Below are 15143 nucleotides of genomic sequence, written 5' to 3' on the forward strand. Positions count from 1 at the left end.
CCGCCCGCGACCGATTCCCCCAACCGCATCGCGCGGGCCGGAGGCGCTCCCCGTGAAGTCCACTCTCCACAGCTGGGCGCCCTGGCTCGGGCGGCGCGCCGAGAACGTCGCCGTCGCGATGCTGGCGGCGATGTTCATCGCCTTCCTGATCCAGATCGCCTTCCGCTATCTCTTCAACCTGCCGATCGGCTGGACCCACGAGATCAGCGTCATCCTCTGGCTGTGGCTGGTGCTCTGGGGGGCCGCCTTCGTGCTGACGGAGCGCGAGGAGATCCGCTTCGACTTGCTCCATGCCGCGGTGAGCCCGCGCGCCCGACGGCTCATGGGGGTGGTCACGGCCCTCGCCGTCGTCGTGCTCTACGGTACGGCCCTGCCGGCCATGGTCGACTACGTCACCTTCATGAAGGTGGAACGCACGGCCTACATGAAGCTGCCCTTCTCCTGGGTCTACGCGATCTACATCCTCTTCGCCGTCGCCGCGATCATCCGCTATCTCTGGCTCGGCTTTGCAGCCTTGCGCGGCGACCAACCGAAGGATGTCGATCCCACCAAAATGGGGTCGGGCATATGAGCATCGCCTTCCAGTGCGCGCTGGGCATGATCCTCGCGCTGTCGCTGTTCGGCCTGCCGATCGGCCATGCCATGATCGCGGGCTCGATCCTCTATCTGCTGGTTGCCGGGCAGGACCTCAGCATCGCCGCGGAGCAGCTGCTCAACGGCATGTACACCAACTACGTCATCCTCGCCGTGCCGCTGTTCATCCTCGCAGCCGAGCTGATGAACATCGGCTCGATGACCGAGCGGCTGCTGAAGTTCTGCGACGCGCTGGTCGGGCGCTTCCGGGGCGGCCTCGCCCAGGTCAACATCGTCCAGAGCGTCATCTTCGCGGGCATGTCGGGCTCGGCCATCGCGGACGCCGCCGGCACCGGCCGCATGATGCAGGCCATGATGACCAAGGACGGCAATTATCCTCCGGCCTTCGCCGCTGCGCTGACGGCTGCCTCCTCCGTCATCGGGCCGATCATCCCGCCATCGATCCCGATGGTGCTCTATGCCCTCGTCTCGGACGCCTCGATCGGCTTCCTCTTCCTCGGCGGCGTCGTTCCGGGCCTGCTCCTCGGCCTCGCCCAGATGGGAATCGTCGCGGGAGCGGCGCGGCGGCGGAACTTCCCCGTCGAGGCGCCGGTGCCGGTTCGCGAACTCCCCGGCATCACCTGGCGCGCGCTGCCTGTCATCATGATGCCGGTGGTGCTGCTCGGCGGCATCTATGGCGGTGCGACGACGCCGACGGAGGCCGCAGCGGTGGCCGCGGCCTATGCGCTGGCGATCTCGGTGGTCTTCTATCGCAGCGTCAGCTTCCCCGACCTCTACCGGTCGCTCGCCTACAGCGCCCGCACGACCGCCACCATCGGCATGCTGATCGCCGGTGCGCTCGTCTTCAACTACGTCGTCACCATCGAGAACATCCCCAACGCGCTTCGGGTCGTGCTGACCAGCTGGGATCTCTCGCCGCTCGGCTTCCTCATACTCGTCAACGTGCTGCTGCTGATCCTCGGTTGCCTTCTGGAAGGCACGACGATCCTGCTCATCATCGTGCCGGTGCTGATCCCCACAGCCAAGGCGCTGGGCATCGACATGGTGCATTTCGGCGTGGTGGTGGTGATCAACATCATGCTCGGGCTGATCACGCCGCCCTATGGATTGCTGCTCTTCGTCATGAAGCAGATCGCCGAGGTGCCGCTGCGCGACCTCGTCCGGGAGACGCTACCGTTCCTATGGGCCATGATCGGCGCCCTGGCCATCATCACCTACTTCCCATCAATCGTGCTCTGGCTGCCTCGCCTCATGGGCTACCAGGGCTAGGTCGGCGCGGCAGGGGCCGCGCCGTTTCAGACGTCTGCCAGGACCCTCCCATGACGCTCCGCATCACCATCCTCAACGGCCCGAACCTTAATCTGCTTGGGACTCGCGAGCCGCACATCTACGGCCACACCACGCTCGCGGAGATCGAGGCGAGCTGTGAAGAGCGGGCCCGCGACCTCGGCATCGCCCTGTCCTTCCGCCAGTCCAACCACGAGGGCGTCCTCGTCGACTGGATCCAGGAGGCCCGCGAGACGGCCGACGCGCTGATCATCAACCCGGCAGCGTATTCCTTCCGGTCTGTGGCGCTGATCGACGCTATGAAGGCGCTAGGCAAACCGATCATCGAGCTGCATGTCTCGAACATTCACGCGCGCGACGAACTGCACCGCCATTCGATCACGTCCACCGCCGCAACCGCTGTCATCTGCGGTCTCGGCCCCTACGGATATATCGCCGCCCTAGAGGCGGCGGTCTACCTGACAGGCGGCGGACGATGATGACGGGCCAGGGCTTCCTAGCGATCTGGAGCGACGTGCCTCCAGAGCATGAGACCGATTACCTGCACTGGATGACTCGCGAGCATGCTCAAGAGCGGCTCGCCATTCCAGGGTTCCGCGAGGTTCGGCTGTTCCGAAACACCAACGCCGGTCTCCGGCGCTTCTTCATCCTCTACACTCTGGACTCCGCGGAGGTAATGGCGATCCCTGCCTATCTGGCGCGGCTCAACGATCCATCGCCCTGGTCGCGGCGCATCATGCCCTTGCTAATGAATTTTCGGCGCGGAGGCGGTTGGGTCGCGACCCACGTGGGGGGAGGGCATGGCTCCCTTGTCGCCCCCATCTTCGTCGATGATGGCCTCTGCCCAACGCCGTCTCATCTTACGGAGATCGCGAACCGCGACCGCATCGTCGCGGTCTCGCTGCTTCATGCCGATGCTGCAGCAACGAGTATCCAGACCGACGAAAAGCGGTTGCGATCCCACGATCATGGCTTTGACAAGCTGATGGTCGTTGAGGCTCTTGATGCCGGCGCTCTGGATGGGCTGCTCACCGAAGGGGCACATGTTTTCGAACAGATATTTGCCCAAGACGCGACATCGTCAAATCTCGGATCATTGGATTAGAGCCGGCACGCCGAGAGCGGAAGCTGTCAAAGGCCCGGTTCGGGCCCCGAAGCCGACGACCACAGAAATCCCTCGCTTCGACGCGATGCACCGCAAACAGTGTCGTCGGGCGCCAGCTGGATCGTGATCAGGTCTGGAGCCATTGGTACCGCTAGCAGCCCCAAAAAGGCGGTGGCTCAGGCGTGAGGGCGATTATTCGGGATTTGTGGCAACGAATTTCGCATTTGTGGAACATCAATGAGGCTCCTCACACCCGGGCCGTTCGCGGACCTGCAGGTGTTGACGTTTACGTAAACGTGAGTTAGACGAAAGGCGAAGTCAGTCCACCCTGACGGGAGCCCGATGCCGGTGAACCCCATGGCCGATCAGGACCTCGCCCGAAACGGGGGCGTCACGCTCGCCGAGCTCCTGGCGCGCACCGGCGCGTCGGCCGGCAAGGACACCTTCTCCATTCGCGAGATGACGCGCGAGTTCGGCGTCACCGCCCGCGCCCTGCGCTTCTACGAGGAGAAGGGCCTGCTCGCGCCTGAGCGGCAGGGCCAGGACCGAATCTATTCCCGCCGCGACCGCTCGCGCCTGCGCCTCGTCCTCATGGGCAAGTGCGTCGGGTTCTCGCTCGAGGCGGTCAAGGCCATGCTCGACCTCTACGACCTGGGCGATGGCGGCGTCACACAGATGAAGGTGGCGCGGACCAAGTATCGCGAGCAGATCGGCCGGCTCCAGGCGCAGAAGAGCGACATCGACACGGCCATCGACGAACTCGAACGAGCGATCACCGTCATCGACGGGCGGCTCGCCGGCATCGGCGCATCGGTGTCGAAGGACTGATCCCGCCGCCCCCGGCGGCTTTGCGAAACCGGCGCCCGAACGGGCGTCCCCTCTCGGAGGAGATGAGACATGCCGACCTACAAGGCTCCCATCGAAGACACGATGTTCGTCCTCTACGACGTCCTGAAGATGGACGGCTACGGCAACCTGCCGGGCTTCTCGGACGCGCCGCGCGACCTGGTCGAGGCGATCGTCAGCGAGGGCGCGAAGTTCTGCGAGGAGGTGCTGCAGCCCCTCAACGTGGTGGGCGACCAGATCGGCTGCCGCCGCAACGACGACGGCACCGTGACGACCCCGCCGGGCTTCAAGGAGGCCTACCGGCAGTACCAGGAGGGCGGCTGGATGGGCCTCGCCTTCTCCCCCGACTATGGCGGGCAGGGCCTGCCGGCCACCGTCAACACCGTCGTCGGCGAGTTCATGTCCTCGGCCAACCTCGCCTGGGGCATGTATCCGGGCCTGACCCAGGGTGCCATGGCGGCGCTCAACGTCCATGCCAGCGACGAGATCAAGCAGATCTACCTGCCGAAGATGACGTCTGGCGAGTGGACCGGCACGATGAACCTGACCGAGCCGCATTGCGGCACGGATCTCGGCATGCTGCGCACGAAGGCCGTCCCGAACGGCGACGGCTCCTACCGCATCACCGGTCAGAAGATCTTCATCTCGGCCGGCGAGCACGACATGGCCGAGAACATCATCCACCTCGTCCTCGCCCGCATCGAGGGTGCGCCCGCCGGCACCAAGGGCATCTCGCTCTTCGTCGTGCCGAAGTTCCTGCCGACGGCCGACAACATGCCGGGTGAGCGGAACGGCGTCTCCTGCGGCAAGATCGAGGAGAAGATGGGCATCCACGGCAATGCCACCTGCGTCATGAACTATGACGAGGCCACCGGCTGGCTCGTCGGCCAGGAGCACCGGGGCCTCAACGCCATGTTCGTGATGATGAACGAGGCGCGCCTGTCGGTCGGCGTCCAGGGCCTGTCGCAGTCCGAGGTCGCCTACCAGAACGCGGTCGCCTATGCCAAGGACCGCATCCAGGGCCGCTCGCTCTCCGGCCCGAAGGCGCCGGAAAAGGCCGCCGACCCGATCATCGTCCATCCCGACGTCCGCCGCACGCTGATGACGCTTCGCGCCGTCAACGAGGCCGGCCGCGCGCTGATCCTGTGGACCGCGCTGATGGCCGACGTCTCGCACCGCTCCGAGGACGCCGGCGAGCGGCAGAAGGCGGAGGATCACCTCGGCCTGATGACGCCGATCGTGAAGGGCGTGCTCACCGATCTCGGCTTCGACAACGCCGTGAAGGCCCAGCAGATGTATGGCGGCCACGGCTACATCAACGAATGGGGCATGGGCCAGTTCGTCCGCGATGCCCGGATCGCCATGATCTACGAGGGCGCCAACGGCATCCAGGCGCTCGACCTCGTCGGCCGCAAGCTCGGCGCCAACGGTGGCCGTGCCGTAATGAGCTTCTTCAACGAGGTCGGCACCTTCTGCGCGCAGAGCAAGGACGATGCGACGGTTGGCGCCCATGTCGGCTCGCTGTCCAAGGGCCTGAAGGACCTGCAGGCGGCCACCATGTGGTTCATGCAGAACGCCATGGCCAAGCCCGACAATGCGGGCGCCGGCTCGACGCCGTACATGCACATGTTCGGCCTCGTCGCCATGGGCTACATGTGGGCGAAGATGGCCAAGGTGGCCTCGGAGAAGCTCGCCGAGGGCGCCAACGGCTCCACCGACCGCATGAACGCCAAGCTGGTGACGGCGCGCTTCTTCTTCGAGCAGATGATGCCGGAGACGGGCGCCCATCTCGCCCGCATCCAGGCCGGCGCCGACTCCATGATGGCGCTCGCCGCCGACGCGTTCTGAGGCTGCGTTCGGGTCGTGGGAGGGGGCTCCGCCCCTTCCGTCATGGCCGGGCTTGTCCCGGCCATCCACGACTTGAACACCGCCATGCGAGAGGAATTCGTGGATGCCCGGCACAAGGCCGGGCATGACGCGGGGAGGGACGCTCCCCTCACCAATGACTGCGGGGGAGGCGGCTCCCCCGTAAGGCCCTCTTTAGAGCCGCGCAGGTCGATGGTGTAACTGCACAATCGAGCCTGAAGCGGCCGACGGAACATCCCGGGAGATCCACATGAGCGCCCTCAACCTGCCGAAGCCCGCCTGGCGCACCGAAGAGCACGACATGCTCGCCGAGAGCGCGCGGGCCTTCCTCGCCAAGGAATTCGTGCCCAACCTCGACCGCTGGTCGGAAGAGGGCGTCATGGACCGCGATGCCTGGATCAAGGCGGCCGATGCGGGCCTGCTCTCCGCCTCGATCCCGGAGGAGTATGGCGGGTCGGGCGGCGACTACAGCCACGAGGCCGTCATCGCCCACGAGATCGCGCTGGCCGGCGCGGATTCCTGGGGCTGGGCCATCCACGGGCCGATCGTCGCGCCCTACATCCTCCACTACGGCACCGACGAGCAGAAGAAGACCTGGCTGCCCAAGATGGCGACCGGCGAGCTCATCGCGGCGCTGGCCATGACCGAGCCCGGTGCCGGCTCCGACGTGCAGGGCATCCGCACCAAAGCCGAGCGCTCCGGCAACGGCTGGGTGCTGAACGGCTCGAAGACCTTCATCACCAACGGCCAGCACGCCAACATGGTGGTGGTCGCCGCCAAGACCGACCCGTCCGCGGGCGCCAAGGGCACCTCGCTCTTCGTCGTCGAGACCGAGAACGCGCCGGGCTTCCGTCGCGGCCGCAAGCTGAAGAAGCTCGGGCTCGACTGGGCCGACACCTCGGAGCTGTTCTTCGACGACATGAAGCTGCCGGCCGAGGCGCTGCTCGGCCCCGAGCCGAACCAGGGCTTCTACCAGATGATGCGCGCCCTGCCGCAGGAGCGCCTGACCATCGCGGGGGCCGCGGTCGGCATGATCGAGCGGGCGCTGACCCTGACCATCGACTACGTCAAGGAGCGCGGGGCCTTCGGCAAGAAGGTGATCGACTTCCAGAACACCCAGTTCGAGCTCGCGGACATGAAGACCGAGGCGACCATGGCCAAGGTCTTTTACGAGTACTGCGTGGGCCTCCACCTCGAGGGCAAGTGCGACACCGCCATGGCCTCCATGGCGAAGTACAAGCTCTCGGACCTGCAGAACACCATCGTCGACCGCTGCCTCCAGCTTTTCGGCGGCTACGGCTTCATGGACGAGTATCCGATCTCGCGGATGTACCGGGACGCGCGCATCCAGCGCATCTACGGCGGCACCAACGAGATCATGAAAATTCTCATCGCGCGAACGCTCTGACCCGAGCGGCGCAGGCCAGTCTCCGGCCTGCGCTCTGCGCCCAGCCATCAACCGGGGAGAGGAACCCGCCATGACCGACGTCTTCGTCTACGACCATGTCCGCACGCCGCGCGGCAAGGGCAAGTCCGACGGCTCCCTGCACGAAGTCACCGCCCTCGAGCTGGCGACGACCACGCTGCGGGCCCTCAGGGACCGCAACGGCCTCGACACCAGCCTGGTCGACGACGTCATCCTCGGCTGCGTCGATCCGGTCGGCGAGGCGGGCAGCGACATCGCCCGCGTCGCCGCCCTCAAGGCCGACTATGGCGACGTCGTCCCCGGCATCCAGATCAACCGCTTCTGCGCCTCCGGCCTCGACGCGGTGAATTTCGCCGCGGCGCAGGTCATGGCCGGCCAGCACGACCTCGTCATCGGCGGCGGCGTGGAGAGCATGTCGCGCGTCGGCATGGGCGCCTCGGGCGGCGCCTGGCCGGTCGACCCCTCCATCGCGGTGAAGAGCTACTTCATGCCGCAGGGCATCTCGGCCGACCTCATCGCCACCAAGTACGGCTTCTCCCGCGACGACGTCGACGCCTATGCGGTGGAGAGCCAGAAGCGCGCCGCCAGGTCCTGGGAGGAGGGACGCTTCAAGAACTCCGTCATCCCCGTGAAGGACATGAACGGCCTGACCATCCTCGACCGCGACGAGCACATGCGGCCGACGACGACCATGCAGTCGCTGGCGAGCCTCAACGCCTCCTTCGTCATGATGGGCGAGGCCGGTGGCTTCGACGCCGTGGCGATCCAGGCCCATCCCGAGCTCGAGGGGGTGAATCACGTCCACCACGCGGGCAATTCCTCCGGCATCGTCGATGGCGCCGCCGCCGTGCTCCTTGGCTCGGCCGAGGCCGGCAAGGCCTCGGGCCTGAAGCCGCGCGCGCGTATCCGCGCCTTCGCCAATATCGGCTCCGAGCCGGCGCTGATGCTCACCGGCCCCGTCGACGTGACGCACAAGCTGCTCAAGAAGGCCGGCATGTCGATCGGCGACATCGACCTGTTCGAGCTCAACGAGGCCTTCGCCTCCGTCGTGCTGCGCTACATGCAGGCCTTCGACATCCCGCACGACAAGATCAACGTCTGCGGCGGCGCCATCGCCATGGGCCATCCGCTGGGCGCCACCGGCGCCATGATCCTCGGCACGGTGCTCGACGAGCTCGAGCGCACCGGCAAGTCCACCGCCCTCGTGACGCTGTGCATCGGCGCCGGCATGGGCACCGCCACCATCATCGAGCGCGTGTGAGAGGAGAGACGACCATGGATCTCAAGAACTTCACCTGGTCCGTCGATTCGGACGGCATCGCCCTCCTGACCTGGGACATGCAGGGCAAGTCGATGAACGTCATCGACGAGTCCGTCGGCCATGACCTCAACGCCGCCGTCGACGCGGCCGTCGCCGATGCCGCCGTGAAGGGCGTCGTCATCACCTCGGGCAAGGACACCTTCTCCGGCGGCGCCGACCTCACCATGCTCGAGCGCCTGGGCCAGACCTTCAAGGACGCCATCAAGGCGAAGGGCCCCGAGGCGGCCATGGCCGACTTCTTCGAACAGAGCCGCGCCTATTCGCTGGTGCTGCGCAAGATCGAGACCTGCGGCAAGCCCTTCGTCTGCGCCATCAACGGCATGTGCCTCGGCGGCGCCTTCGAGATCGCGCTGGCCTGCCACGCCCGCGTCGCCTCGGACAATCCGAAGCTGCGCGTCGGCCTGCCCGAGGTGAAGGTGGGCCTGTTCCCCGGCGCCGGCGGAACCCAGCGCGTGCCGCGCATGGCCGACATCCAGTCGGCGCTGCAGATGCTCCTGAAGGGCGACCAGCTCAAGGCCGACCGCGCCAAGGCGATGAACCTGATCGACGAGATCGTCCCCGCCGACAAGCTGGTCGAGGCGGCGAAGGCCAGGCTGAAGGCCGGCGTCGATCCGGTGAAGCCCTGGGACAAGCCGAAGTTCAAGCTCCCGTCCGGCCCGGTCTATTCCGCCGGCGGCATGATGGTCTGGCCGCCCGCCAACGCCATCTACCGCAAGGAGACCTACGACAACTATCCCGGCGCCCGCGCCATCATGAGCGCGGTCTACGAGGGCCTCCTGGTGCCGATGGACACGGCGCTGCGCATCGAGTCGCGCTACTTCGCCTCGGTGCTCCGTACCCCGCAGGCGCAGGCGATGATCCGCTCGCTCTTCGTGTCGATGGGGGCCCTCGGCAAGGGCCTGCGCCGTCCGGCCGGCGTGCCCCCGACGCAGCTCAAGACCGTCGGCGTCATCGGTGCCGGCTTCATGGGCGCCGGCATCGCCTATGTCTCGGCCCAGGCCGGCATGGACGTGGTGCTCATCGACCGCGACGTGGAGGCCGCCGAGAAAGGCAAGGCCTATACCCACAAGCTGATGACCGACCAGGTCAACAAGGGCCGCGCCTCCTCGGCCCAGCGCGAGGCGCTGCTCGCCAAGATCAAGACGAGCGCGGACTATGCCGATCTCAAGGACGTCGACCTCGTCATCGAGGCGGTGTTCGAGGACCCGGCCGTGAAGGCCGACGTGATCAGAAAGGCCGAGGCGGCCATCCGCCCCGACGTGGTCTTCGCCTCCAACACCTCGACGCTGCCGATCACCGGCCTCGCCGAGAATTCGGTGCGTCCCGACCAGTTCATCGGCATCCACTTCTTCTCGCCGGTCGACAAGATGATGCTGGTGGAGACGATTCTCGCCGAGAAGACCGGCGACAAGGCCCTCGCGGTCGCTCTCGACTACGTCAAGGCGATCAAGAAGACGCCGATCGTCGTCAACGACACCCGCGGCTTCTACGTGAACCGCTGCGTCGGCAACTACATCAAGGAAGCCCACCTGATGGTGATGGAGGGCGTGCCCACCGTCATGATCGACAATCTCGCCAAGCAGGCCGGCATGCCGGTCGGTCCGCTGACCCTCAACGACGAGGTCGCCATCGACCTCGGCCTGAAGATCCTGAAGGCCACCAAGGCGCAGGTCGGCGCCCAGGCGGTCGATCCGCAACAGGAGAAGCTCTTGACCTTCATGGTCGAGCAGGAGGGCCGCGTCGGCAAGAAGGCCAAGAAGGGCTTCTACGACTATCCCGACACGGGGAAGAAGACCGCCTGGCCGGGCCTGAAGGCCTTCGTCGGCACCATGCAGGACCCGGACACGATCGACCGCCAGGAGGTCATCGACCGCCTGCTGGTGACGACGGCGCTGGAGGCCTCGCGCTGCGTCGAGGAGGGTGTCGTCACCGATCCGCGGGAAGCGGACGTTGGCTCGATCCTCGGCTTCGGATTCGCGCCCTGGTCCGGCGGAACGCTCAGCTACATCGACATGATCGGCACCAAGGCCTTCGTGAAGAAGTGCGACGCGCTCGCGGCCAAGTACGGCGACCGCTTCACGCCGAACAAGCTGCTGCGCGAGATGGCCCAGACAGGCGAGACCTTCTACGGCCGCATGGCGGGCAACAAGGTCGCGGCCTGAGGCTTGCGGTCATCGCATGAGACGATGCGGGCGGTCCCTCGGGGCCGCCCGTTGCTGTTTCCGCTCCCGCCTACCAGGGCGCCGCGACCACGTCCGTCCGGCTGAAATCATCGCCCTTGAACAGCAGGGGCTCGCCGGTATCCCGGGCCAGCGCATAGGCAATGCAGTCGCCGTAGTTCAGGCCGGCCCTCGCCTGGCCCTTGCCGAACAGGCGGAAGGCGCGGCGGGCGATATCGGCGTGGCGCGGCGTCATGGCCACCACCTCGATCCCCAGCTTCGTGATCATCAGGTCGAGGGCATGGCTCCCTGCATCACCCTTGCGGGCCTGGGCGATGATGCCCGCCTCGAGGACGCTGCCCGCCGACATCAGCCGCGTTCCGTCCGCCGCGATGGCGCGCAGCAGCGCCTCGCCGTCCGGTTCCGACAGGAGGATGGCAAGCAGGGCCGAGGTGTCGATGACCATGGTCAGTGGCCCATGGCATCGAAGCCGAGGATCTCCTCGTCGCTGCGGGCGTCGAGGGTAGGATGCGCGGAGAGACTGCGAGCGATGGCGAGCACGTCGTCGACGAGCATCCCGGCATCGTTGCGCCGTCGCTCCTCCCGCGCCAGCTTCTCCTGTAGCGCGATCACGACGGCACGGGTGATCGATTCGCCGGTGAGGCGAGCCACCTCCCGCGCAAGCCTGTCGGCCTCGGCATCCTTGATGTTGAGCGCCACGGTAATTCCACCTGTCTTCCCATTCGTCTTCCCGTAAAGATAGCACGCGATCCGGGGTGGCGGAACGCGGGTGGTGGATCAGGGTCCCCGCGCCCTCTCTCCATCGCGTCGGGTCCGCCCAGCGCCCAAAACCGTGGAAAGCCTTCTCACCGCGACCTTTGGTGCACAGGCCAACGGCTTTCATGGCGTTGCACCATGAGAATACGTGTGCTACCGGACAGCCGACTTCGGGGGGAAGTCACATCGGCGACATTCCTCCGATGACCAATTTCCCAGTCGAGACAAAGGTTTGTTGCTGCCGGGCGAAAGCGGGGCAGCCAGCGGGACCCGAAGGCCTCGACACGTGAAGCGCGAGAGACGCGGTGGCTGGCGAAGACAAGACCGTTTCCGGCATGGCGGGGCGCTACGCTCTGGCCCTTTTCGAGCTGGCGAACGAAGCGGGGCAGCTTGATCAGGTCCAGGCCGATCTCGCCCGTTTCAGCGCCATGATCGCCGATTCCGAGGACCTGCGCCGGCTCGTGAAGAGCCCGGTCTTCTCCTCCGAGGACCAGGCCAAGGCCGTCGGCGCCATCCTCGACAAGGCCGGCATCACCGGCACCGCCGGCAATCTCATCAAGGTCGTCGCCGCCAACCGCCGCCTTTTCGCGGTGGAGAGCATCATCCGCGGCTACAACGCCATGGTGGCCAAGTCGCGCGGCGAGATCGTCGCCGAGGTGACGGTCGCCGAGGCGCTGTCCCCGACCCATTCCGCCTCCCTCTCCGCCGCCCTCAAGGACGTGCTGGGCAAGGAGCCGAAAATCGACGTGAAGGTGGACCCGGCCATCCTCGGCGGGCTGATCGTGAAGGTCGGCTCGCGGATGGTCGACACGTCCCTTCGCACCAAGCTCAACTCGATTAGAACCGCCATGAAAGAGGTCGGCTGATGGACATCCGCGCCGCTGAAATCTCTGCGATCCTCAAGGACCAGATCAAGAACTTCGGTCAGGAGGCGGAAGTCTCCGAGGTCGGCCAGGTGCTCTCCGTCGGTGACGGCATTGCCCGCGTCTACGGTCTCGACAACGTCCAGGCGGGCGAGATGGTCGAGTTCGACAACGGCATCCGCGGCATGGCCCTGAACCTCGAGACCGACAACGTCGGTATCGTGCTGTTCGGTGCCGACCGCGACATCAAGGAAGGCGATACCGTCAAGCGCACCGGCGCCATCGTGGACGTGCCGGTCGGCAAGGGTCTGCTCGGCCGCGTCGTCGACGCCCTCGGCAACCCGATCGACGGCAAGGGCCCGATCGAGAGCACCGAGCGCCGCCGCGTCGACGTGAAGGCCCCCGGCATCATTCCGCGCAAGTCGGTGCACGAGCCGATGGCGACCGGCCTGAAGTCGATCGACGCGCTGATCCCGATCGGCCGCGGCCAGCGCGAGCTGATCATCGGCGACCGCCAGACCGGCAAGACCGCGATCGCGCTCGACACCATCCTGAACCAGAAGCCGCTGAACGTCGCCGGCGCCGACGAGATGCAGAAGCTCTACTGCGTCTATGTCGCCATCGGCCAGAAGCGCTCCACGGTCGCCCAGTTCGTGAAGGCGCTCGAGGAGAACGGCGCGCTGGAGTACTCGATCGTCATCGCCGCCACCGCCTCGGATCCGGCCCCGATGCAGTTCCTGGCGCCCTTCTCGGGCTGCGCCATGGGCGAGTTCTTCCGCGACAACGGCATGCACGCCGTCATCATCTACGACGACCTCTCCAAGCAGGCCGTCGCCTACCGCCAGATGTCGCTGCTGCTGCGCCGCCCGCCGGGCCGCGAGGCCTATCCGGGCGACGTGTTCTATCTCCACTCCCGCCTGCTCGAGCGCGCGGCGAAGATGGGTGACGATGCCGGCAAGGGCTCGCTGACGGCGCTCCCGGTCATCGAGACGCAGGCCAACGACGTGTCGGCCTACATCCCGACCAACGTCATCTCCATCACCGACGGCCAGATCTTCCTCGAGACCGACCTGTTCTTCCAGGGCATCCGCCCGGCGGTGAACGTCGGCCTCTCGGTGTCGCGCGTCGGCTCCTCGGCGCAGACCAAGGCGATGAAGAAGGTCGCCGGCAAGATCAAGGGCGAGCTCGCCCAGTATCGCGAGATGGCCGCCTTCGCCCAGTTCGGCTCGGACCTCGACGCGACGACGCAGCGCCTGCTCAACCGCGGCGCCCGTCTGACCGAGCTCCTCAAGCAGAACCAGTACTCGCCGCTGAAGATGGAAGAGCAGGTCGCCGTCATCTGGGCCGGCACCAACGGCTATCTCGACAAGCTGCCGCTCAACCGCGTGAAGGCCTTCGAAGAGGGTCTGCTCGGCAAGCTGCGTTCGGAGGGCACGGTCCTGGAGACGATCCGTTCGTCCAAGGACCTCGCCGACGACACCGCAGCCAAGCTGAAGGCCACGGTCGAGAGCTTCGCGGCCTCGTTCAGCTGATCGGGGCGCGGTGAGCTACGTCAGCGACAGCCTGGGCCCGGGTGAGGAGATCATCCACGAGGCGACGATCCACTGGGTCGTCTACTTCTGGCCCATGGTCGCCGTCGTCGTCGGTCTCGCCGCGGCGGTTCTGATCTGGCCCTGGGGACTCGTTGCCCTCGGCCTCGCGTCGCTCTGGCTCCTGGTCGCCTGGTTCATGAGCCGGACGACCGAACTGGCGGTGACGTCGCGCAAGGTGGTGGCGAAGTGGGGCTTCATCGCCCGCTCCACCATCGAGCAGCGGCTCGAAAAGGTCGACTCGGTCGCCGTCGACCAGACTTTCCTCGGCCGCGTTCTCAATTTCGGGAACGTGACCGTGCACGGGACGGGCATCAACGCCACGCCCATCAAGATGATTGCGGATCCGCTGGCCTTCCGCCGCAAGGTGGAACAGGCCATCGAAGCCAGAAGGGACGTCGGCTGATGCCGAGCTTGAAGGATCTCAGGAACCGCATCGCCTCCGTGAAGGCGACGCAGAAGATCACCAAGGCCATGCAGATGGTGGCCGCGGCGAAGCTGAAGCGCGCGCAGAACGCCGCCGAGGCCGCCCGCCCCTATGCCGAGAAGATGGAGGCGGTGCTCGCCAACCTCACGGGCGCCGTCACCGGCTCGGACGCGCCGCTGCTGCTCAGCGGCACCGGCCGCGACGACGTGCATCTCCTCGTCGTCGCCACGGCCGAGCGCGGCCTGTGCGGCGCCTTCAACACGTCCATCGTGCGCCTCGCCCGCGAGCGGGCCCTGGCGCTGCAGGCCGAGGGCAAGACGGTCAAGTTCTTCTGCGTCGGCCGCAAGGGCTACGACCTGATCCGCCGCCAGTTCGAGAAGCAGATCGTCGGCTACATCGAGTTCCGGGCGGTCAAGCAGCTCTCCTACGCCCAGGCCGAGGAGGTCGGCACGCAGGTCCTGAAGCTGTTCGCAGAGGGTCAGTTCGACGTCGCGACGCTGTTCTTCTCCAAGTTCAAGTCGGTGATCGCCCAGATCCCGACCGCCCAGCAGATCATCCCGGCGCAGGTCTCCGGCGGCGCCGCCGCTGCCGGCGCCGACAACGCCCCTTACGAGTTCGAGCCGGGCGAGGCCGAGATCCTCGCCGACCTGCTCCCCCGCAACGTGACCATCCAGATCTTCAAGGCGATCCTCGAGAACGCCGCCTCCGAGCAGGGTGCCCGCATGTCCTCCATGGACAATGCGACGCGCAATGCCGGCGAGATGATCAAGAAGCAGACGCTCAAGTACAACCGTGCGCGTCAGGCGATGATCACCAAGGAACTCATCGAAATCATCTCGGGCGCCGAGGCGCTCTGAGCTCACGACATCAAGCGAGGACCCCA

15 protein-coding genes are annotated in these 15143 nt (G+C 66.5%); 13 read left to right on the plus strand and 2 right to left on the minus strand.

The window, feature by feature from the left end; genetic code table 11:
* Positions 1-52 precede the first annotated feature (52 nt).
* From ACT6XY_RS02610 to ACT6XY_RS02650, 9 genes are all read left to right on the plus strand, one after another.
* Positions 53-571, plus strand: coding sequence for a TRAP transporter small permease (locus ACT6XY_RS02610; protein WP_444746768.1), 519 nt, complete (start codon positions 53-55; stop codon positions 569-571).
* Positions 568-1863 carry a TRAP transporter large permease gene (locus ACT6XY_RS02615; protein WP_444746769.1) on the plus strand — a complete coding sequence of 432 codons (1296 nt, stop codon included), beginning with the start codon at positions 568-570 and terminating at the stop codon, positions 1861-1863. The genes ACT6XY_RS02610 and ACT6XY_RS02615 overlap by 4 nt, the downstream gene beginning before the upstream one ends.
* Positions 1864-1913: 50 nt before the next feature.
* Positions 1914-2360 carry a type II 3-dehydroquinate dehydratase gene (gene aroQ / locus ACT6XY_RS02620; protein WP_444746770.1) on the plus strand — a complete coding sequence of 149 codons (447 nt, stop codon included), beginning with the start codon at positions 1914-1916 and terminating at the stop codon, positions 2358-2360.
* Positions 2357-2986, plus strand: coding sequence for a hypothetical protein (locus ACT6XY_RS02625; protein WP_444746771.1), 630 nt, complete (start codon positions 2357-2359; stop codon positions 2984-2986). Before aroQ ends, ACT6XY_RS02625 begins: the two co-directional genes overlap by 4 nt.
* A 357-nt stretch (positions 2987-3343) precedes the next feature.
* The gene (locus tag ACT6XY_RS02630) at positions 3344-3814 is read left to right on the plus strand and encodes a MerR family transcriptional regulator (RefSeq protein ID WP_444746772.1); all 471 of its coding nucleotides are present in this window, start codon (positions 3344-3346) and stop codon (positions 3812-3814) included.
* Positions 3815-3883: 69 nt separating this feature from the next.
* Positions 3884-5680 carry an acyl-CoA dehydrogenase C-terminal domain-containing protein gene (locus tag ACT6XY_RS02635; RefSeq protein ID WP_444746773.1) on the plus strand — a complete coding sequence of 599 codons (1797 nt, stop codon included), beginning with the start codon at positions 3884-3886 and terminating at the stop codon, positions 5678-5680.
* A gap of 268 nt (positions 5681-5948) precedes the next feature.
* Positions 5949-7106 (plus strand): acyl-CoA dehydrogenase family protein, encoded by a 1158-nt coding sequence (locus ACT6XY_RS02640; protein WP_444746774.1) that lies wholly within the window; start codon positions 5949-5951, stop codon positions 7104-7106.
* A gap of 70 nt (positions 7107-7176) precedes the next feature.
* On the plus strand, positions 7177-8385 hold the full coding sequence (locus ACT6XY_RS02645) for an acetyl-CoA C-acetyltransferase (protein ID WP_444746775.1): 1209 nt from the start codon (positions 7177-7179) through the stop codon (positions 8383-8385).
* Between the two features lie 14 nt (positions 8386-8399).
* Complete coding sequence (locus ACT6XY_RS02650; RefSeq protein WP_444746776.1) at positions 8400-10607, plus strand: 3-hydroxyacyl-CoA dehydrogenase NAD-binding domain-containing protein; 2208 nt, start codon at positions 8400-8402, stop codon at positions 10605-10607.
* A 70-nt stretch (positions 10608-10677) separates the two neighbouring features.
* Here ACT6XY_RS02650 and ACT6XY_RS02655 read toward each other — a convergent pair whose 3' ends face one another.
* A complete protein-coding gene (locus ACT6XY_RS02655) occupies positions 10678-11070 on the minus strand; it encodes a type II toxin-antitoxin system VapC family toxin (protein ID WP_444746777.1) in 393 nt (130 codons plus the stop codon).
* Positions 11071-11072: 2 nt separating this feature from the next.
* A complete protein-coding gene (locus tag ACT6XY_RS02660; RefSeq protein ID WP_444746778.1) occupies positions 11073-11324 on the minus strand; it encodes a type II toxin-antitoxin system VapB family antitoxin in 252 nt (83 codons plus the stop codon).
* Positions 11325-11686: 362 nt separating this feature from the next.
* On the opposite strand from ACT6XY_RS02660, the gene ACT6XY_RS02665 reads away from it, so the two are divergent.
* The 4 genes from ACT6XY_RS02665 to ACT6XY_RS02680 are packed head-to-tail and all read left to right on the plus strand — an operon-like array spanning position 11687 to position 15117.
* Complete coding sequence (locus tag ACT6XY_RS02665) at positions 11687-12247, plus strand: F0F1 ATP synthase subunit delta (RefSeq protein ID WP_444746779.1); 561 nt, start codon at positions 11687-11689, stop codon at positions 12245-12247.
* Entirely contained in the window at positions 12247-13776 is a 1530-nt protein-coding gene (atpA, locus tag ACT6XY_RS02670; RefSeq protein ID WP_444746780.1) for a F0F1 ATP synthase subunit alpha, read from the plus strand. Before ACT6XY_RS02665 ends, atpA begins: the two co-directional genes overlap by 1 nt.
* 10 nt (positions 13777-13786) lie before the next feature.
* Positions 13787-14239: a PH domain-containing protein gene (locus ACT6XY_RS02675; RefSeq protein ID WP_444746781.1), complete on the plus strand. Its 453-nt coding sequence runs from the start codon at positions 13787-13789 to the stop codon at positions 14237-14239.
* Entirely contained in the window at positions 14239-15117 is an 879-nt protein-coding gene (locus tag ACT6XY_RS02680) for a F0F1 ATP synthase subunit gamma (protein ID WP_444746782.1), read from the plus strand. The genes ACT6XY_RS02675 and ACT6XY_RS02680 overlap by 1 nt, the downstream gene beginning before the upstream one ends.
* The last annotated feature ends 26 nt before the right edge of the window (positions 15118-15143 follow it).

This window comes from Phreatobacter sp. (assembly GCF_052440005.1).
Taxonomy (GTDB): domain Bacteria; phylum Pseudomonadota; class Alphaproteobacteria; order Rhizobiales; family Phreatobacteraceae; genus Phreatobacter.